General features: G+C 70.5%; 19 protein-coding genes. 14 read left to right on the top strand and 5 right to left on the bottom strand.

Going from position 1 to position 16,933, the window contains the following annotated elements; all coding sequences use genetic code 11:
* The 3 genes from FPZ12_RS24905 to FPZ12_RS24895 all read left to right on the top strand — a co-directional run.
* Positions 1-667 (top strand): GntR family transcriptional regulator (locus FPZ12_RS24905; RefSeq protein ID WP_144761386.1); only part of this gene is annotated, 667 nt, incomplete at its 5' end.
* Positions 668-706: 39 nt separating this feature from the next.
* Entirely contained in the window at positions 707-1,474 is a 768-nt protein-coding gene (locus FPZ12_RS24900) for an enoyl-CoA hydratase/isomerase family protein (RefSeq protein ID WP_144761383.1), read from the top strand.
* Positions 1,475-1,486: 12 nt separating this feature from the next.
* Positions 1,487-2,407 carry an SDR family NAD(P)-dependent oxidoreductase gene (locus tag FPZ12_RS24895; RefSeq protein WP_144761380.1) on the top strand — a complete coding sequence of 307 codons (921 nt, stop codon included), beginning with the start codon at positions 1,487-1,489 and terminating at the stop codon, positions 2,405-2,407.
* A gap of 60 nt (positions 2,408-2,467) precedes the next feature.
* Here FPZ12_RS24895 and FPZ12_RS24890 read toward each other — a convergent pair whose 3' ends face one another.
* The 3 genes from FPZ12_RS24890 to FPZ12_RS24880 are packed head-to-tail and all read right to left on the bottom strand — an operon-like array spanning position 2,468 to position 4,743.
* Positions 2,468-2,710 carry a lipoyl domain-containing protein gene (locus tag FPZ12_RS24890; protein ID WP_144761377.1) on the bottom strand — a complete coding sequence of 81 codons (243 nt, stop codon included), beginning with the start codon at positions 2,708-2,710 and terminating at the stop codon, positions 2,468-2,470.
* Positions 2,711-2,725: 15 nt separating this feature from the next.
* Positions 2,726-3,730, bottom strand: coding sequence for an alpha-ketoacid dehydrogenase subunit beta (locus tag FPZ12_RS24885; protein WP_208025989.1), 1,005 nt, complete (start codon positions 3,728-3,730; stop codon positions 2,726-2,728).
* Positions 3,727-4,743: a thiamine pyrophosphate-dependent dehydrogenase E1 component subunit alpha gene (locus FPZ12_RS24880; RefSeq protein ID WP_208025988.1), complete on the bottom strand. Its 1,017-nt coding sequence runs from the start codon at positions 4,741-4,743 to the stop codon at positions 3,727-3,729. Before FPZ12_RS24880 ends, FPZ12_RS24885 begins: the two co-directional genes overlap by 4 nt.
* Before the next feature lie 160 nt (positions 4,744-4,903).
* Between FPZ12_RS24880 and ribB the strand changes: the two genes are divergently transcribed.
* From ribB to FPZ12_RS24825, 11 genes are all read left to right on the top strand, one after another.
* On the top strand, positions 4,904-6,100 hold the full coding sequence (gene ribB / locus FPZ12_RS24875) for a 3,4-dihydroxy-2-butanone-4-phosphate synthase (RefSeq protein WP_144761374.1): 1,197 nt from the start codon (positions 4,904-4,906) through the stop codon (positions 6,098-6,100).
* Positions 6,097-6,585, top strand: a complete 489-nt coding sequence (locus FPZ12_RS24870; protein ID WP_144761371.1) for a flavin reductase family protein — start codon at positions 6,097-6,099, stop codon at positions 6,583-6,585. Before ribB ends, FPZ12_RS24870 begins: the two co-directional genes overlap by 4 nt.
* Before the next feature lie 4 nt (positions 6,586-6,589).
* Positions 6,590-7,684: an LLM class flavin-dependent oxidoreductase gene (locus tag FPZ12_RS24865; RefSeq protein ID WP_144761367.1), complete on the top strand. Its 1,095-nt coding sequence runs from the start codon at positions 6,590-6,592 to the stop codon at positions 7,682-7,684.
* Positions 7,681-8,565, top strand: coding sequence for an SMP-30/gluconolactonase/LRE family protein (locus FPZ12_RS24860; RefSeq protein ID WP_166462892.1), 885 nt, complete (start codon positions 7,681-7,683; stop codon positions 8,563-8,565). The genes FPZ12_RS24865 and FPZ12_RS24860 overlap by 4 nt, the downstream gene beginning before the upstream one ends.
* Entirely contained in the window at positions 8,562-9,647 is a 1,086-nt protein-coding gene (locus FPZ12_RS24855) for an LLM class flavin-dependent oxidoreductase (protein ID WP_150980484.1), read from the top strand. The genes FPZ12_RS24860 and FPZ12_RS24855 overlap by 4 nt, the downstream gene beginning before the upstream one ends.
* 27 nt (positions 9,648-9,674) lie before the next feature.
* Positions 9,675-11,207 carry a class I adenylate-forming enzyme family protein gene (locus FPZ12_RS24850; RefSeq protein WP_144751241.1) on the top strand — a complete coding sequence of 511 codons (1,533 nt, stop codon included), beginning with the start codon at positions 9,675-9,677 and terminating at the stop codon, positions 11,205-11,207.
* A 215-nt stretch (positions 11,208-11,422) separates the two neighbouring features.
* The gene (locus FPZ12_RS24845; protein WP_208025987.1) at positions 11,423-12,103 is read left to right on the top strand and encodes a TetR/AcrR family transcriptional regulator; all 681 of its coding nucleotides are present in this window, start codon (positions 11,423-11,425) and stop codon (positions 12,101-12,103) included.
* A 13-nt stretch (positions 12,104-12,116) separates the two neighbouring features.
* On the top strand, positions 12,117-12,848 hold the full coding sequence (locus FPZ12_RS24840) for an SDR family NAD(P)-dependent oxidoreductase (RefSeq protein WP_144751239.1): 732 nt from the start codon (positions 12,117-12,119) through the stop codon (positions 12,846-12,848).
* Positions 12,845-13,618, top strand: a complete 774-nt coding sequence (locus FPZ12_RS24835) for an SDR family NAD(P)-dependent oxidoreductase (RefSeq protein ID WP_208025986.1) — start codon at positions 12,845-12,847, stop codon at positions 13,616-13,618. Before FPZ12_RS24840 ends, FPZ12_RS24835 begins: the two co-directional genes overlap by 4 nt.
* A complete protein-coding gene (locus FPZ12_RS24830; protein ID WP_144751237.1) occupies positions 13,615-14,505 on the top strand; it encodes a hydroxymethylglutaryl-CoA lyase in 891 nt (296 codons plus the stop codon). Before FPZ12_RS24835 ends, FPZ12_RS24830 begins: the two co-directional genes overlap by 4 nt.
* Complete coding sequence (locus FPZ12_RS24825; RefSeq protein ID WP_144751235.1) at positions 14,502-15,290, top strand: LLM class flavin-dependent oxidoreductase; 789 nt, start codon at positions 14,502-14,504, stop codon at positions 15,288-15,290. Before FPZ12_RS24830 ends, FPZ12_RS24825 begins: the two co-directional genes overlap by 4 nt.
* Before the next feature lie 244 nt (positions 15,291-15,534).
* Here the strand turns inward: FPZ12_RS24825 and FPZ12_RS24815 are convergent, their stop codons facing one another.
* Both FPZ12_RS24815 and FPZ12_RS24810 read right to left on the bottom strand, forming a co-directional pair.
* The gene (locus FPZ12_RS24815) at positions 15,535-16,431 is read right to left on the bottom strand and encodes an aldo/keto reductase (RefSeq protein WP_144751233.1); all 897 of its coding nucleotides are present in this window, start codon (positions 16,429-16,431) and stop codon (positions 15,535-15,537) included.
* The gene (locus FPZ12_RS24810; protein WP_144751231.1) at positions 16,428-16,928 is read right to left on the bottom strand and encodes a Clp protease/crotonase-like domain-containing protein; all 501 of its coding nucleotides are present in this window, start codon (positions 16,926-16,928) and stop codon (positions 16,428-16,430) included. The genes FPZ12_RS24815 and FPZ12_RS24810 overlap by 4 nt, the downstream gene beginning before the upstream one ends.
* Positions 16,929-16,933 lie beyond the last annotated feature (5 nt).

The raw sequence follows: 16,933 nt of genomic DNA, 5'->3' as shown, positions 1-16,933 counted from the left end.
GCCGATGCCGGGGCCGGGGATGTCCGCGCCGATGCTGGCGTACGCGTCGGTGCGCGCGTGGATCGTCGAAGGACGGTTGCGGCCAGGGGAAAGGTTGATCGAGCAACGGATCGCGGCCGAGCTGAACCTGTCGCGCACGCCGGTGCGCGAGGCGGTGCGGATGCTCGCGGCGGACGGGCTCGTGGTGACCGAACGGAATCGCGGCGCCGTGGTGCGGACGCTCGGCCGTCAGGACGTGCTCGACACCTACGAGCTGCGGGCGCGGCTGGAGTCCTACGCGTGTGAGCTGGCGGCGGCGCGTGCCGTGCCCGAAGACCTGGCGGCGATCGACGACGGGATCCGTGACTTCGGGAAAGCCTTGCGGCGCAAGGGACTCGACCCGGTCGAGCGGACGAGGCTGATCGGTGAGGCGAACCGCCGCGTGCACGCCGCGATCATCGGCGCGAGCCGGCATTCGCGGCTGGCGCACCTGCTGACCAGTGCCGTCGACGCGCCGCTGGTGTTCGAGGCGTTGCGGGCGTTCACCCCGCGTCAGCTGGAGCGGTCGAACCTGTTTCATCAGCTGATTCGCGACATGATCGCGAAAGGCGAGCCGAGTCGGGCCGCGCAGCTGATGCACGAGCACATCATGCAGGGGCGGGACCGGATCCTGGCAGATCGGAACTGAGGGTTTTCAACACGGGTGTTGATTGAATACAATCACCGGATGCTGGTCCAGGACGAGTACACGCGGATCCGGGTGGCGGTGGACGGTGGCGTCGCGACACTGGTGCTGAACCGGCCCGACCGGGGCAACGCCGCCGACGACGCGATGCATTCGGAGCTCAGCGCGATCTTTTCCCGCGTCCGAGCCGACGAGCGCGTTCGCGCGGTGGTGCTCACCGGCGCGGGGGACACGTTCTGCCGCGGCGGTGACAGCGCGGCGTCCCGCACGTTCACCACTGGCACCGGGCTGACTCCGGTCCAGGAAGCGCGGCTGATCGTGGAATCGTTGCTGGACCTGGAAAAGCCGGTCATCGCCGCGGTGAACGGGGATGCCTTCGGCCTCGGCGCGGTGCTGGCGACGCTGGCCGATGTCGCCTTCGTCGCGCCAGCGGCGCGGATCGGGGACAAGCACGTGCAGGGCGGGGTGACGGCGGGCAACGGCAGCGCGGCACTGTGGCCGGTGCTCGTCGGCGTCAACCGGGCGAAGTACCTCGTGCTCGGTGGTGCCGTGCTCACCGCGGAGAAGGCGGTGGAGGTGGGGCTGGTGCACGAGGTGGCCGAGGATCCGCTCACGGCGGCGTCCGCGCTCGCCGCCGAGTGGGCCGAGTTGCCGCCGTTCGCCTTGCGCAGCACCAAATCTGTGCTCAACACCCATCTGAAGGAGGCCGCGGCCCGTGCACTCGGGTTCGGGCTGGCGCTGGAGGAGCAGGCGATGGCGGGCCCCGAGTTCGCCGCCGTGCTCGCGAAGCGCCGCGCCGCCTCCGGCTGAAAGGAGCGGTTCATGCTGGACTTCACGGGGCGCGTCGCGATCGTCACGGGCGCCGGTCACGGGCTCGGGCGGCAGTACGCGCTCGACCTCGGGCGTCGCGGTGCCCGGGTGGTCGTGGACGATGTCGCCACCGCCGTCGACGGCACGGCGGGCGGGGAGAATCCCGCGGACGCGGTGGCCGCGGAAATCCGTGCCGCCGGGGGAGAAGCGGTGGCGGAGCACAGCAGCGTCGCGGACCCGGCGGGTGGCGAGGCCATCGTGGACCGGGCCCTCACCGAGTTCGGCCGGCTCGACATCCTCGTCAACAACGCCGGTATCGCGCGCACCAACGAGTTCGGCGGGGTGCGCTACGACGACGTGCTGGCGTCGCTGCGGGTGCATCTGCTCGGCGCGTTCCACTTGCTGCTGCCGGCCTGGAAGCGCTTTCAGGCGCAGGGTGAGGGCGTGGTGGTGAACACGACGTCGGCGGTCGGGATGTTCGGGCAGCGGCGGTCCAGTGTCTACGCCGCGGGGAAGATGGGCGTGGTCGGGCTGACGCGGGTGCTCGCGTCGGAGGGCGCGGAGCACGGCATCCGGGTGAACGCGATCGCGCCCGTCGCGCGGTCGCGGATGGCCGGTGAGGTCTACGGGCGGCTGGACCCCAAGCTCGACCCCGCGTTCGTCTCGGCTGTGGTGCTGGCGCTCGCGCACCCGTCGAGCACGGTCACCGGCGAGGTGGTCTCGGCGGGTGGCGGGCGGATGTCGCGGCTGTTTTCCGCTGCCGCACCAGGGTTTTTCACGCCCGGCCTCGACGACGAGACCGCGGCGGCGCACCTCGGTGAGGTGTGCGCGGAGGAGAGTGTGGCCGCGGTCCCCGGCTGCGCGATGGACGAGATCGACCTGATCCGGGCCTGTTACCCGGATCTCGCGGACTACCGGATGGCCCCGCGCTAGGGGCTTTCCCGCGCGATGCGAAAGGCGGCCGCCCCGAACAGGGCGGCCGCCTTTCGCGCGTCAGGCCGTTTCGATGATGCAGAGCAGGTCGCGGACTTCGATGACGTCTCCGCTTTCGCCGTGGAGGTCGCGGATGGTTCCGGCGTGGGGGGCGACGATCATCTGGCGTGCTTTTTCGGCTTCGATTTCGACCAGGTCCGCGTCGGCGGCGACTTCCTCGCCCTCCTCGACATACCAGTCGATGATCTCCGCGTCGCTCATGCCCATCGACAGCTGGGGCAGCCGGACTTCGTGACGTGCCAACGGATTCTCCTTCGTTCAGCCGGCCAGCGCGCGGCGGGCGGCGGCGGCGACCTTCGCCTTGGTGGGGTAGATCTGCTTCTCCAGCGCGGGACTGAACGGCACATGGATGTCGTCCGTGGTCACGCGCACGACGGGGCCGCGTAAGGAGCCGAAGCACTCTTCGACCACGCGGGCGGCGATCTCACTCGCCGCGCTGCACGTCCGGTTCGCCGGGTCGACCACGACGCAGTGCCCCGTGCGGGAGACTGACTCCAGGATCGTCGGCCAGTCCATCGGCACCAGCGTGCGCGGGTCGATCACCTCGGCGCTGATGCCGTCCGCGGCCAGCTGCTCGGCCGCTTCCGACGCCAGCACGCAACCGTGCCCGATGCCCACGATGGTCACGTCCGTGCCTTCCCGCCGGATCGCCGCCTTGCCCAGCGGCACCAGGTGGTCCTCGCCCTCGGGCACGAGCGGGCCGCGGCCCTTGCGGCCCCACAGGTTCGCGTCCTCGAAGCACAGCACCGGGTTGTCGTCGCGGATCGCGCTCTTCAACAGCCCCAGCAGGTCCGGGGCGGTGGACGGCAGGATGATCTTCAGCCCGGGCACGTTCATGAACATCGGGTACGGCCGGTCGGCGTGGTGCCCCGCCGTCCCGCCGTGGTAGTACAACGCGGCCCGCACGACCACCGGGAGCGTCGCCTGGCCGCCGAACATGTAGCGCGCCTTCGCCAGCTGCGAAACGAACTGGTCCATCGCGCCGAACACGAAACTCGCCACCGTGAGGTCGATGATCGGCCGCAGCCCCGCCATCGCCGCCCCGGCCGCGACGCCGATCGAGCCCGCCTCGGCGAGCGGGAGGTCGCGCACCCGGTCCGGGCCGAACTCGTCGAGCGCGCCGGCCGCGGCGCCGAACACGTTGGCGCGCAGGTCCTGTCCCATCAGGATCACGTTCTCGTCGCGCGTCATTTCCTCACGCTGCGCGCGGTTGATCGCTTGCAGGAAGCCGAGTTGCCTGGCGCGGGTCTTCGCGGCGGTCACGCGGTCACCTCCGAATAAAGGTCTGTGTAGGCGGCTTCCGGCGGCGGGAACGGCGACCGGCGGGCGAACTCGACCGAAGCGTCCACTTCGGACTTCACTTCTTCGTGCAGCGACCGGAGTTCGTCCGCGGTGAGCACACCCCAGCCGACGAGCTTGTCGTGGAACAAGGTGATCGGGTCGACGGTGTCGAACCAGCTGTCCACGACCTGCTGGTCCCGGTAGGGCTGTGGCACCACGAGCCCGTAGGCGTGTTCGTGGAACCGGTACGTCTTCGCCTCCACGAGGCTCGGCCCCTCGCCCGCCCGCGCCCGCCGCACGGCCTCGGTGGTGGCACGGAAAACGGCGAGCACGTCCTGTCCGTCGACGACGACGCCGGGCATCGAGTAGCCGGCCGCGCGCATCGCGACGTCCGGCACGGAAAGGGATTCCGCCGAAGTCACGCTCACCGCGTACCCGTTGTTCTCGCAGAAGTAGATCACCGGCAGCCGCCAGATGCTCGCCATGTTCATCGACTCGTGCAGCACGCCTTCGCTGGCGGCGCCGTCGCCGAAGAAACAGAGCGAAACCTGGCCGCTGCGGCGGACCTGGGCCGCCAGCGCCGCGCCGGTGGCGACCGGGATGGCCGAGCCGACGATGCCGGATTCGCCGAGGCTGCCGACGGAGAAGTCGGCCAGGTGCATACTGCCGCCCTTGCCGCCGCACACCCCGCCCGCCTTCCCGAGCAGTTCGGCCATCAGCCCGTCGAGGTTCGCGCCTTTGGCGATCGGATGGCCGTGCGAGCGGTGGTTGCCGGTCATGTAGTCCGAGGTCTCCGTCGCCAGGCAGGCCCCGACGACCGCGGCCTCCTGCCCGATCGACAGGTGCACCATGGCCGGCAGCTCGCCGGCGTGGAACAACGCGATGGTGGCTTCCTCGAACAGGCGGACGCGCTGCATCCGCCGCATCATTTCCCTGGCGAGCGCGGAGCCCCGCGGCCCCGCGAGTTCCGTAGGCAGGCCGGTGCTGTCAGTCATGCTTGCTGACCCCTGTCTTCCTTGACGTGAGTGCCCGAGCGCCTGGTCAACCTACGTTCCCGCACGCGCTCCGGGCAATAGTCAGCGTAAACGTTGACGCAGGATCCGGGAAGGGGCTACCGTCATCGTCAACACAAGCGATGACGCAAGGAGGGGCGCGATGGACGGCAGCGTGCAGCAGGCGCTCGACGCCCTGGCCCGCGGTGAGTTCGTCGTGGTGCTGGACGCGGCGGACCGGGAGAACGAGGCGGACCTCGTGCTGGCGGCCGCGCACATGACGCCGGACAAGATGGCTTTCCTGCTGCGGCACGGTTCCGGGATCGTGTGCGTGCCGATGCCCGCCGGCCGCGCGGACGAGCTGGAACTGCCGCTGATGGTCTCCGACAACACCGAGCGGCACGGCACGGCGTTCACGGTCACGGTCGACGCGGTCGAGGGCACCACCACCGGTGTCTGCGCCGCCGACCGCGCCGCGACCGCGCTGAAGCTGGCCGATCCCGACGCCCGCCCGGAGGATTTTTGCCGCCCTGGCCACATGTTCCCGCTGCGTGCGCACGCGGACGGCGTGCTGGGCAGGCCGGGGCACACCGAGGCGTCGGTCGATCTGGGCAGGCTTGCCGGGCTCGACCCGGTGATGGTGATTTGCGAACTGACCCGGCCGGACGGGGAGATGGCCCGCGGCGAGGACGTACTCGAATTCGCCCGCAGGCATGGGTTTCCGGTGGTCGGCATCCGGGACGTGATCGAGGCCCGGCGCGCCGGGCCGCCCGCGATTCCGTTGCCCACGGCCGAAGGCGAGTTCACCGCGCGGCTCGTGCGTACTGGCGGCACCGAGCATCTGGTGCTTTCGCTCGGGGATCTTTCCGGTGAAGAACCGGTTCTGGTGCGGGTGCATTCGGAATGCGCGACGGGTGACCTGTTCGGCTCACTGCGCTGTGACTGCGGGGAACAGCTCCGCGCCGGGATGAGGGCGATCGCCGACGCCGGGCGCGGGGTGCTGATCTACGAACGCGGCCACGAAGGCCGGGGGATCGGGCTCGCGGACAAGTTCCGGGCGTACGCGCTGCAGGACGGCGGAATGGACACCGTCGACGCGAACCTCCGCCTCGGTCACCCCGCCGACGCCCGCGATTTCGGCCCCGCCGCGCAGGTTCTGCTCGATCTCGGGCTGCACGCCGTCACAGTGCTGACGAACAACCCCGAGAAGGTGCGCGCGCTGCGGGCGGCGGGGCTGGAGGTGACGGTGCGGCCGTTGCGCACCGTGCCCGCGCCACAGAACGTCCGTTACCTGCATACGAAACAGGCCCGCCTGGGACACGACCTCGCGTTGCCCCCGACCGGCACCACCGAGCGATGACCGCGGCACGGGAGGTCACGCCGGAGCAGTTCCGGCACGTGATGCGGCACGTCCCGACCGGCGTCGCGGTGGTGACGGCGGCGGGCCCGCTCGGTCTCGCGGTCGGCTCGTTCGTCTCGGTCTCGCTCGAACCGCCGCTGGCCGGCTTCTTCGTGGCCCGCACCTCGACGACGTGGCCGCGGATCGAGCCGCTGGGCCGGTTCTGCGTCAACGTGCTCGGCGAGGACGGTGAGGACACCTCACGCGCCTTCGCCGTCTCCGGTGGGGACAAGTTCGGCGGTGTCTCGTGGCGCGAGTCGCCGATGGGCTCCCCGGTCCTCGACGGGGCGCTGGCGTGGTTCGACTGCACCACGCATTCGGTCACCGACGCGGGCGACCACGTCTTCGTGCTCGCCGACGTGCACGAGCTTTCCGTCCGGAACTCCGGGCGGCCCTTGATCTTCTGCCACGGAACCTACCAACGCCTGAGCCGAAAAGAGGTCTGAGCCGATGCGAGTCGGATACACGAGCATCTTCCAGGGCGGCGGTGACTCGCGCGACGACCAGCGCGTTTACGCCGACGAGCTGCGCCTGTGCGAGCTGGCGGAGCCGCTGGGCTTCGAGATGCTCTGGGGCGTCGAGCACCACTTCACCTCGTACACGATGTGCCCGGACCCGGTGCAGTTCCTGTCCTACATGGCGGGCCGGACGAAGAACATCCTGCTCGGCTCGGGCGCGGTGATCCTGCCGTGGCACGACCCGGTGCGGGTGGCCGAGCAGGTCACCATGCTGGACCTGATGTCGGGCGGCCGGTTCATCTTCGGCATGGGCCGCGGGCTCGGGCGTATCGAGTTCGAGGGCCTGCGGGTGCCGATGGACGAGTCGCGCGCCCGGTTCGTCGAGTCCGCCGAGATCGTGCTGCGCGCGCTGGAGACCGGGATCGTCGAAGCGGACGGGAAGTACTACAAGATCCCGAAACGCGATCTCCGGCCCCGGCCGGTGAAGACCTTCCAGGACCGCATTTACGCGGCCGCGGTGTCCCCGGAGTCGGTGCGGATCATGGCCGACGTCGGCGCCGGGATCCTCATCAACCCCCAGAAGGACTGGGAAGAGGTCTCCGAGGACATGCGCAACTACCGGCAGCAGTTCCGTGAGCTGAAGGGCGCCGAGGCGCCCGCGCCGATGGTCACCGGCTGGGTCTGCTGCGACAAGGACCCGGTGAAGGCGCGCGACATGGCGCAGCAGTACATCGGCGGCTACTACGAGTCCGTGATGGCGCACTACGAGCTGGGCGGCCGGCACTTCGCCAGCACGCAGGGCTACGAGTACTACCGCTCGCTCGCGTCCTACATCCAGAACAAGGGTTCCGAGCGCGTCGTGGACAACTTCATCGAGCTGCAGATCTACGGGACCCCGGACCAGTGCTACGAGCGGATCCTCGACATCCGCTCCAAGGTCGGCAACGACGGGTTCAACGCGGTGTGCTCGTTCGCCGGGATGTCGTACGAGACGGCCGAGGCCAACATGCGGCTGTTCGCGGCCGAAGTCATGCCGCGCGTGAAGGAGCTGCCGCGGTACGAGTTCGAAGAGGTGGCGGCTTCGTGACGGCCCCTAGAGTCGTCGCCGGAGGGCTGCGTTTCCCGGAGGGGCCCACGTATCTCGGCGACGGCGCGGTCGCCGTGGTGGAGATGAAGGGCGAGGCGCTCAGCCGCGTCGCTCCGGACGGGACGGTGACTCCGCTGGGCGACTGCGGCGGCGGTCCCAACGGGAGCGTGCTCGGCGCGGGCGGGGAACTGTACGTGGCCAACAACGGCGGCCTGTCCGCCGAAGGCACCGGCTACTGGCACGCACCGCGACAACTGCCCGGCTCCGTCCAGCGCGTCGATCCCGACGGCACGGTCACGACCGTCACCGACGCCTTTCCCGGCCCCGCCCCGCATCGGCCGAACGACCTGTGTTTCGGCCCGGACGGGACCTTGTACGTCACCGACAGCGCCGACTGGGAACACCTGCGTGACCTCAAGCCCGGGCACGTCGTGGCGATCGGACCGGACGGCGGTGTGCTCGGCTCGGCCGAAATCCCCGGGATGCCCAACGGAGTCGCGTTCGGACCCGACGGGCGCCTGTACCTCGCGCAGTCGCTGACCAGGAAGGTGCTCGCCTTCGAGGTTTCCGGCGGCACCTTCGGCGAACCCGAGCAGGTGCTCAGGCTGCCCTCGGGGATGCCGGACGGCTTCTGTTTCGACGGCGCGGGAACGCTCTACGTCTGCGGCAGCGTCGGCAACGCGATCTTCGTCTACTCCGGCGGAGAGCTGAAGGAGACGATCGAAACGGGCGAAGGCACCCAGCCGACGAACTGCTGCGCCGGCGACGACGGGCTGCTCTACGTCACCTACTCGCTGACCGGTGCGCTGATCGCGTTCGACCTCGGCGTCGAACCGCTGACCCCGCATTCCGGGTCCGTCACGTCCAGGGAGGACCGATGAAGCTCGCCCTGATCTACGAACTGCCCGTGCCGAGGCCATGGGGCCCGGACAGCGCCTACAACGCGTTCGAGAACACGCTCACCGAGATCGAACTCGCCGACCGGCTCGGCTTCCACAGCGTGTGGACGGTGGAGCACCACTTCCTCGACGAGTACTCGTTCTCCTCCGCGCCCGGCGTGTTCTACGGCGCCGTCGCGGCGCGTACCCAGAACATCCGCATCGGGCATGGCGTCCGGCTGCTGCCGTTCCCGTACAACCACCCGGTGCGCGCCGCCGAAGCCGCGGCCACCGTGGACGTGCTGTCGAAGGGCAGGCTGGAGTTCGGCACCGGCCGTTCGGGCACCCGCATCGAGATCGAGGGCTTCGGGATCAGCCCGCCCGACACCCGCCCGATGTGGGAGGAGGCGCTGGACGTCATCGTCGGCGCCTGGACCGAGGAGGAGTTCAGCTGGGACGGGAAGTTCTTCAAGCTCCCGCCGCGCGGTGTGGTGCCGAAGCCCTACCAGCAGCCGCATCCGCCGATCTGGGGCGCGACCTCCAGCGCGGACAGCCACGAAATCGTGGGGCGCAAGGGGATCGGGCTGCTGTCGTTCTCGGTGGCGATCCCGCCGGAGGGGCTGACCAAACGCGTCGGCCGCTACCGCGAAGGGCTCGAACAGGCCGAGCCGGTGGGCAAGTTCATCAACAACCGGATCGCCACCTTCGCGCAGGCGCACTGCGCCGAGACCACCCAACAGGCGCACGAGGACGCGAAAGAGGCGTTCCCGTGGTACATCCAGTCCTCGCTGAAGACGATCGCCGAGCTGGGCGCCTGGCAGGAGGGCACCAACCTCGGCAGCTACGAGTACGCGCGCAAGCTGCTCGGCGGCATGCACCTGACCGATCTCACGTTCGACTACCTGGTGCGGAACGAAACCGTGCTGTGCGGCGATCCCGAGCACTTCCTGTCGATGTGCCGGCGCTACGAGGCCGTGGGTGTCGACGTCCTGATGCTTCTCGTGCAGAGTTACAACATCCCGCACGAGAAGGTGATGCGCTCGCTGGAGCTCATCGGAACCGAGGTTTTGCCGAAGCTCTCCTGACCCTCATGGCCGCACAGAGGAGTGCGCATGTCCGTCCAGCAGAATTCGCGCGTCGCGGACTGGATCCGCATCAACGCGAGCACGGTGCCCGGCCGCGCTTGTTTCGTCACCGACACCGGTTCGTTCACCTTCCGCGAGGTGAACGCCCGCGTGAACCGCCTCGTCTCGGCACTGGCCGGGATGGGCGTCGGCAAGGGCGACCGGGTCGCCCTGTTCGCCACCGACTCCGCGCAGTACGTGGAAACCCTGCTCGCCTGCATGAAGCTCGGCGCGGTGTACGTGCCGCTGAACTTCCGGCTGGCGCGGCCGGAGCTGCAGATGCTGCTGCGCACCGCCGAGGCGAAGGTGCTGTTCTTCAGCGACCGCTACACCGATCTGGTGCGCGCGGTCGACGTGCCCGGCCTGAAGGCCACGATCTGCTACGACTCCGCGTCCGGTGACGAGGAGTACGAGCGGCTCGTGGCCGCGGGCGAAGAGACCGAAGTGGACGTTCCGGTCGCCGACGACGAGCTGGTGTGCCTCGCGTTCACCAGCGGGACCACGGCGCTGCCCAAGGGCGTCATGCATTCGCAGCGCATGGTCAAGCACATGGTCCTGCAGTGCATCGTGGAACGGCGGATGACCAGCCTGTCGTTCCACTACTCGGCGGCGCCGTTGTTCCACGTCGGCGGGATGCTCTACACGCTTTCCGGGGTGGCGCGCGGGCACACGTCGCTCGTGCTGCCCGCGTTCCACTCGCCGACCGTGGCGAAGTGGATGGCGCGGGGCGAACTCGACGGGGTGTTCCTGGTGCCCACGATGATCGACTCCCTGCTGCACGAACCGGCGGTGGCCACCGGCGACTTCTCGCGGCTCGGGTCGATCGGGTACGGCGCGGCGCCGATGTCGCCGTCGTTGCTGCGGCGCGCGATGAGCGTGTTCCACTGCGACTTCATGAACATGTTCGGCGCGGGCACCGAAGCCGGCCTGCAGACGGTGCTCACGCCGGAGGACCACCGCCGCGCGCTGGCCGGGGACGAGCACCTGCTCGGCTCGATCGGCAAGGCCGGCATGGGTGTCCTGCTGCGGCTGTGCGACGACGAGCTCAACGACGTGCCGGAAGGCGAAGTCGGCGAGATCGTCACGCGGGCGGACGCGGTCATGTCGGGTTATCTGAACCAGCCGGAGGAGACGGCGAAGGTGCTCGTGGACGGCTGGTTCCGCGGTGGGGACCTGGCCTGGCGCGACAAGGACGGCTACCTGTACCTCAACGGCCGCAAGAAGGACATGATCATCCGCGGCGGGGAGAACATCTACCCCGTCGAGATCGAGGACGTGCTCGGCCGGTACCCGGGGGTGCGCGAGGTCGCCGTGGTCGGCGTGCCGGACGACCACTGGGGCGAGATCGTGCGCGCGCACGTCATCCTCGAGGACGGCGCGGAGTTCGACACCGAGACTGTGCGCGCGTGGTGCCGGAAGGAGCTGGCCGGGTACAAGGTGCCCGCGGTGTTCTCGGTGGACCAGGAGTTCCCGCGCAACGCCAGCGGGAAGGTCCTCAAACGTGAACTGCGTACGGTCTAAGGTGGGGGCCGCAGCTTGCACCGCTGCAGGTTCTGAGGTGGTTGCTGGCGAGGACAGCGCCGACATGGTGAGGACACTGCCGCGCGGAGCGCGTCCAGCAGGGGTGGTGGGAGACGGGAGGGGCTGCTACCCGCACCGCCACGCAAGCCACCTTGGGACAATCCCTAAGGTGGGGGCCGCAGAGGGTTTCCGAGGGCAAGGGAGTTCGATCGCCAGTGGCCGCGCCACGTCGACGCCGCACGGCGGCGCCCGCCCCGGCGAGCGACATCGCCCGCCGCCGGATGGAACGCAGGCAGGCGAGCGGGCGCCGCTCGGACGCGCGCTGGGCGGAGATCCTCGCCGGGGCGGGCCGGGTCTTCGGCAGGCTCGGGTACGGCCAGTCCACGCTGGAGGACGTCGCGAACGAGGTCGGGATCCGGCGCGCGACGCTCTACTACTACGTGGGCACCAAGGAGGAGCTGCTCGTCGGCCTGCTGCACGAGCCGATCGAGACGATGCGGACCCGGCTGGAGGAGGTCGCCGACCTGCCGGTGTCCGCGCCGGAACGGCTCGAAGCGGCGCTGCGCGAGTACGTGCGCACGATGGCGGAGCTGCCGGAGCTGTTCATCTTCCTGAGCGAGAACGTGCACCAGGTGATGTCCGGCCCGGAGGCCGACCACATCCGCGACAACGCCGACCGCTACGGCCGCACGCTCGCCGAGGTCATCCGCTCCGGCGCGAAGGCGGGCGAGTTCCGCACGGACATCGACCCGTCGGTGGCGGTGCTGGGCATCATCGGCATGTTCAACTGGATCCACCGCTGGTACAACCCCGAGGGCGAACGCAGCCTGGCGGAGTTCGGGGACGACTTCATCAAGATGGCCCTCTCCTCGCTGGAGCCCGCGAAGAAGCGCTGACCGGGGCCGCCTCGTGAGCGGCCGCGTCGCGTTCGTGACCGGTGCGGCGCGCGGGATCGGCGCGGCCGTGGCGCTCCGGCTCGCGCGCGAAGGCGTCGCCGTGGCGGTCGCGGATCGCGAAGACGCGTCCGGGATCGCCGAGTCCATTGAGGAGTCCGGCGGGCGGGCGCTCGTGCTGCGGGTCGATGTGTCCGATCCGGACGCCGCGACCTGTGCCGTGGACCGGGCCGCCGAGTGGGGTGGCGGGCTCGATTTCGCGTGCAACAACGCCGGTGTCCCGGGGATACGGGCGGAGGTCGCGGACTACCCCGACGACGTGTTCTGGCGCGTGCAGCGGGTCAACCTCGGCGGCGTGTTCGCCTGCCTGCGCGCGGAGTTGCGGCACATGCTGGCGGCGGGCGGGGCGGTCGTGAACACCGCCTCCGGGGCGGCGTTCGCGGGCGTGCCGTCGTCGAGTGCTTACGTGGCCAGCAAACACGCGATCGCCGGGCTGACGAAGACCGCCGCCGTCGAGTACGCCGCGCGCGGAATCCGGGTCAACGCCGTCGCCCCGGGCCTCGTGCGCACCCGGCTGGTCGAGGGGCTGGCCGACGAGTCCTTTGTGGCCGCGCATCCCGCCGGGCGCCCGGCGGAACCGGAGGAGGTGGCGGAAGCCGTGTGGTGGTTGCTGAACGCTCCGTTCGTGACCGGGGTCGTGCTCCCCGTCGATGGCGGGCTTCTCGCGCGCGTGCCGGGGTTGTCGTGACGCCGCGCGTGCTCCCGGACGGGGTTCTGCGCGGGAAGACGGCTTTGGTGAGCGGTGCGGGTTCGGGGATCGGCCGGGCCGTTTCGCTGCGGTTGGTGGAGCTGGGTGCTTCCGTCGTGGGCGTCGGGCGCCGTGCCGAACGGCTCGCGGAGACGGCTTCCCTTGCGGGGGAGGGATTCCGCTACCAGGCGTTGGACATCCGGGATCGTGCCGCGGCAGGCGCTTTCGTCGCCGGTCTCGGTGGTCTGGACCTGCTGGTGAACAACGCGGGCGGGCAGTTCATCGCGCCCGCGTCGGCGATCTCGCCGCGGGGGTTCGCCGCCGTGGCGGATCTGAACCTGACCGCGACGGCGTCGATGATCCAGGCCGCGCGTGAGGGACTGGCCGAGCGGGGTGGGCGAGTGGTGAACCTGTCGCTTTCGGCGCCTGAGCGGGGAATTCCTGGGCTCGCGCACTCGGCCGCCGCGCGGGCGGGGATCGCCGCGCTGACCCGGACACTCGCCCGGCAGTGGCCCGGGATCCGGTTGTTCTGCCTGGCGCCCGGAACGGTGCTGACCGAGGGCGTCGGCGAGGAGCTGCCTCCTGAGCAGCTGGCGCGGATCGTCGCGAAAACCCCGCTGGGCCGGGACACCTCCACCGCGGAGGTCGCCGAATGGGTCGCCGCGCTCGGCACGGGGATCGCGGACGCGGTGAGCGGGTCGTTGATCGAACTGGACGGCGGCTCCGGGCTGGTCGCGGCCGCGTCCCTGAACGAGAGTGAGCAGGCGTGAACCGGGTGGAGATCGTCGAGGTGTCGCCCCGCGACGGGCTGCAGAACGAGGAGAAAGTCCTTACCACCGAGGAAAAGCTGGAGCTGATCGAGCGCGCCGCGCGGACGGGCGTGCGCCGGATCGAGGTGACGTCGTTCGTCCGTCCGGACCGCGTGCCGCAGCTGGCCGACGCCGCGGAGGTGGCGAAAGCGCTGGCGGGCAACGGGATCGGCTACAGCGCCCTGGTCCTCAACCAGCGCGGCTACCAGCGTGCGCTCGACGCGGGGATCCGCGAGATGACCACGCTGGTGCTCGCGAGCGACACCTTCAGCCGGCGGAACCAGGGCATGAGCACGCGCGAAGCCCTCGACGCGGTAAGGGAAATCCGGCAGCGCGGCCGTGCGGACGGGGTATCGGTGGCGGTCACCATCGGCGCGTCCTTCGGCTGCCCGTTCGAGGGCGAGGTTCCGGTCGAGCGGTTCACTTCGGTGGCGCGGGCCGTGGCCGATCTCGACGCCGACGAGGTGTGTCTCGCCGACACGATCGGCGTCGCGGTGCCTTCGGACATCGAGACGCGGTTCGGGATCCTGCGCCAGTGCTCGCCCGAGGTGCCGATGCGGGTGCACCTGCACGACACCCGCAACACCGGCGTGGCGAACGCGGTCGCGGCCGTGCGCAGCGGGGTGCGCGCGCTCGACGCCAGTCTCGGTGGCATCGGCGGCTGCCCGTTCGCGCCCGGCGCGTCCGGGAACGTGGCGACCGAGGACCTCGTGTACACGTTGCACCGCATGGGTTTCGACACCGGTCTGCGGCTGGACGAGACGATCGAGCACGCGAAGTGGGTCACGGGGCGGCTGGGCGTGGGGCTCTCGGGCAGGCTCGGCCGGGTGGGCGGTTTCCCGGGATGAGCACGCACGCGCTGCTCATCCCGAACGTCGGCTGGCCGGAGCTGCTCGCCAGGGCGAAGCGGCTGGAGGAGCTGGGTGTGACCACGGTGTGGGTGGACGACCACGTGCTCAACCCCGCGCACCCGGAGGAACCGTGGCTGGACGCGTGGAGCGTGCTGCCCGCGCTCGCGGCTTCGACTTCGCGGGTGCGGATCGGGCCGCTGGTGGCGAACGGGATCCTGCGTTCGCCGGTGGTGTTGGCGCGGCACGCGTTGTCGGTCGACCACATCTCGGGCGGCAGGCTGGAGCTGGGCCTCGGCGCGGGGTACGCCGCCGCGGACCGGGTGGCAGGGGTGCCGATGCCGTTCGCCGATGTGCTGACCACTGTGGACGGCGCGTTGCGGGAAATGCCGGTGCTGGAAGGGTTTCCTTCGTTGGAACCCCGAGCCCGGATCCCGCTGACGATCGCGGCGCACGGCCCGCGTTCGCTCGCGCTGGCCGCGAAGTTCGCCGATCGCTGGGTGTCCTACGGCGGTTTCGGCCTGTCCGAGGCGGAACACTTCGCCCTGACCCGGCGTAGAGCCGCCACGTTCGAAGGCACCTCGGTGCGGCGGATGCTCCTCGCCGGAAGCCCGGCTGTGACGGCGTCGGCGATCTGGTCTTCCGTGGCGGCGGTGACGGACTTCGTGGGCCGATACCGGGAAGCGGGCGTCGACGAGTTCGCCTTCTACTACCCGCCCGGCCCGATGTGGTCGGACCCGCGCGCGGACCGGGTTTTCGAGGAGTACGTCACGGGGTCGCGATGAGTATCGAGCTGCTCGCGCGGGTGAACGTGGGTGGTCAGGATACTCGCAGGTCGAGCAGGTAGAGGACCCTGTCGTAGCGGCGCTTTCCGACGGCGACGAAGTCCGGCAACCGGCCGTACTCGGTGAAGCCCAGTACCCCAGGCCGACCATCCTGCCGTCGAGGTACGCGGCACGGAGCGCACCGTCCCCGGCCTGCACCGCGGCGGTGACCTGGTCGAGGGTGACCGGCTCCATGATCGGCAGCCTAACCCGCCACCGCGTCCAGTTCCGCCCACAGGGCTTCGGGCACGGGTTCGGCGAGGAGGCCGAGGTTCTGGTGCACTTCGTCCCGGCAGCGCATGCCCGCGACGACCTGGCGAACCGCCGGGTGCCGCAAGGGAAAGGCCAGCGCCGCTTGAGGCAGCCGCACGCCGTGGGCGCGGCAGACGCGCGCCAACTCCCGCACCCGGCCGAGCACCTCGGGGGACACCGCGCGGTAGAGGTACCGTGCCGTGGCGTCGGGCTCGTCCGCGGCGAGGAGTCCCGAGTCGAACGGGGCCGCGGCGAGGACGTCGACCCCGGCCGCGAGGCATTCGTCCAGTAGCGGCAACGCATCCCGGCGGGTGAGGCTCCACGCTCCGGCGATCATCACCACGTCCACCCGCTCCAGCAGCGCACGCGCGGTCTCCACGGAGGTCGTGCCCACGCCGATCGCCCCGACGAGACCCTCCTCGCGCAGCCGAAGCAGCTCGGGGAAGGTCTCGTCGAGGACCACCCGCAGGTGCGCGTCCGGGTCGTGCACGAGCACCGTGTCGAGACGTTCGACGCCCAGCCGCCGGAGGCTGCGCAGCACGCTCTTGCGCACGCCCGCGGCGGTGAAGTCGAACAGCGGCTCCCGGCGCGGCCCGTCCGGCTCGGTGTACGGGTCGGCGATCGCCATCCGGACGCGGCCGACCTTCGTCGACACCCGGATTCCCTCCCGCGGCCAGCGTCGCAAAGCCTGGCCCAGCAAGCGTTCCCCGCGCCCGTCGCCATAGCTGGGCGCGGTGTCGAACCAGCGCACGCCGCCCTCCCATGCGGCGATGAGCGTGGCCAGCGCCTCGTCGTGATGCCGCGAACCGGCCCCGCCGATGGGCCCGCACCCGAACGCGAGCCCGGTCATGCGAGCCGGCGCAGTTCGGCGTCGTAGTCGCGGGCCTGCCCCGGCGTGGATCGGGCCGCCACACGCAACGACCGCGTCAGCCGCGCCGCGTCCGGGGTGCTCACCCGCTCCAGCGCCGACGCCGGATCGCCCGTGAAACCCAGTCGCTGCAAGGAAACCGCGTCGATCGACCCGGCGAACAACACCGAGCGGGCGGGCGCGCTGCCGATCGCCGCGGGCAGCGTGGACGTGAGACCGAGCGCGAGCACGGTGTCCGCCTCCACGCTGACCGTGCAGTCGTCCGCCGCGATGCCGAGCGTGGCGGAGGTCAGCAGCGCCAGCGCGCTCGCGTCACACGCGCCACTGACCACGGCCACGCTCGGCACCTTTTCCAGACGCCGCAGGAAGTCCGGGGCCGCGTCGCCGTAGCGCAGGCCCGAAGCCCGGACGAGTACGACCGGCATCTCCCGCAGACGCTTCGCCGCGCCCGCCCAGTCAACGAGATCCAAAGTGGACACTGAAC

Origin of the sequence: Amycolatopsis acidicola (genome assembly GCF_007713735.2) — a bacterium.
GTDB classification, from domain to species: domain Bacteria; phylum Actinomycetota; class Actinomycetes; order Mycobacteriales; family Pseudonocardiaceae; genus Amycolatopsis_E; species Amycolatopsis_E acidicola.
The sequence above is the reverse complement of the archived record's forward strand: the minus strand, read 5'-3'. Positions and strand labels throughout refer to the sequence as shown.

Bases quoted from the DNA above. Each gene is read 5' to 3' on its own strand.
- FPZ12_RS24900 (WP_144761383.1), top strand. From the start codon at position 707: ATGCTGGTCCAGGACGAGTACACGCGGATCCGGGTGGCGGTGGACGGT.
- FPZ12_RS24895 (WP_144761380.1), top strand. From the start codon at position 1,487: ATGCTGGACTTCACGGGGCGCGTCGCGATCGTCACGGGCGCCGGTCAC.
- FPZ12_RS24880 (WP_208025988.1), bottom strand. From the start codon at position 4,743: ATGACTGACAGCACCGGCCTGCCTACGGAACTCGCGGGGCCGCGGGGC.
- ribB (WP_144761374.1), top strand. From the start codon at position 4,904: ATGGACGGCAGCGTGCAGCAGGCGCTCGACGCCCTGGCCCGCGGTGAG.
- FPZ12_RS24870 (WP_144761371.1), top strand. From the start codon at position 6,097: ATGACCGCGGCACGGGAGGTCACGCCGGAGCAGTTCCGGCACGTGATG.
- FPZ12_RS24865 (WP_144761367.1), top strand. From the start codon at position 6,590: ATGCGAGTCGGATACACGAGCATCTTCCAGGGCGGCGGTGACTCGCGC.
- FPZ12_RS24855 (WP_150980484.1), top strand. From the start codon at position 8,562: ATGAAGCTCGCCCTGATCTACGAACTGCCCGTGCCGAGGCCATGGGGC.
- FPZ12_RS24850 (WP_144751241.1), top strand. From the start codon at position 9,675: ATGTCCGTCCAGCAGAATTCGCGCGTCGCGGACTGGATCCGCATCAAC.
- FPZ12_RS24825 (WP_144751235.1), top strand. From the start codon at position 14,502: ATGAGCACGCACGCGCTGCTCATCCCGAACGTCGGCTGGCCGGAGCTG.
- FPZ12_RS24815 (WP_144751233.1), bottom strand. From the start codon at position 16,431: ATGACCGGGCTCGCGTTCGGGTGCGGGCCCATCGGCGGGGCCGGTTCG.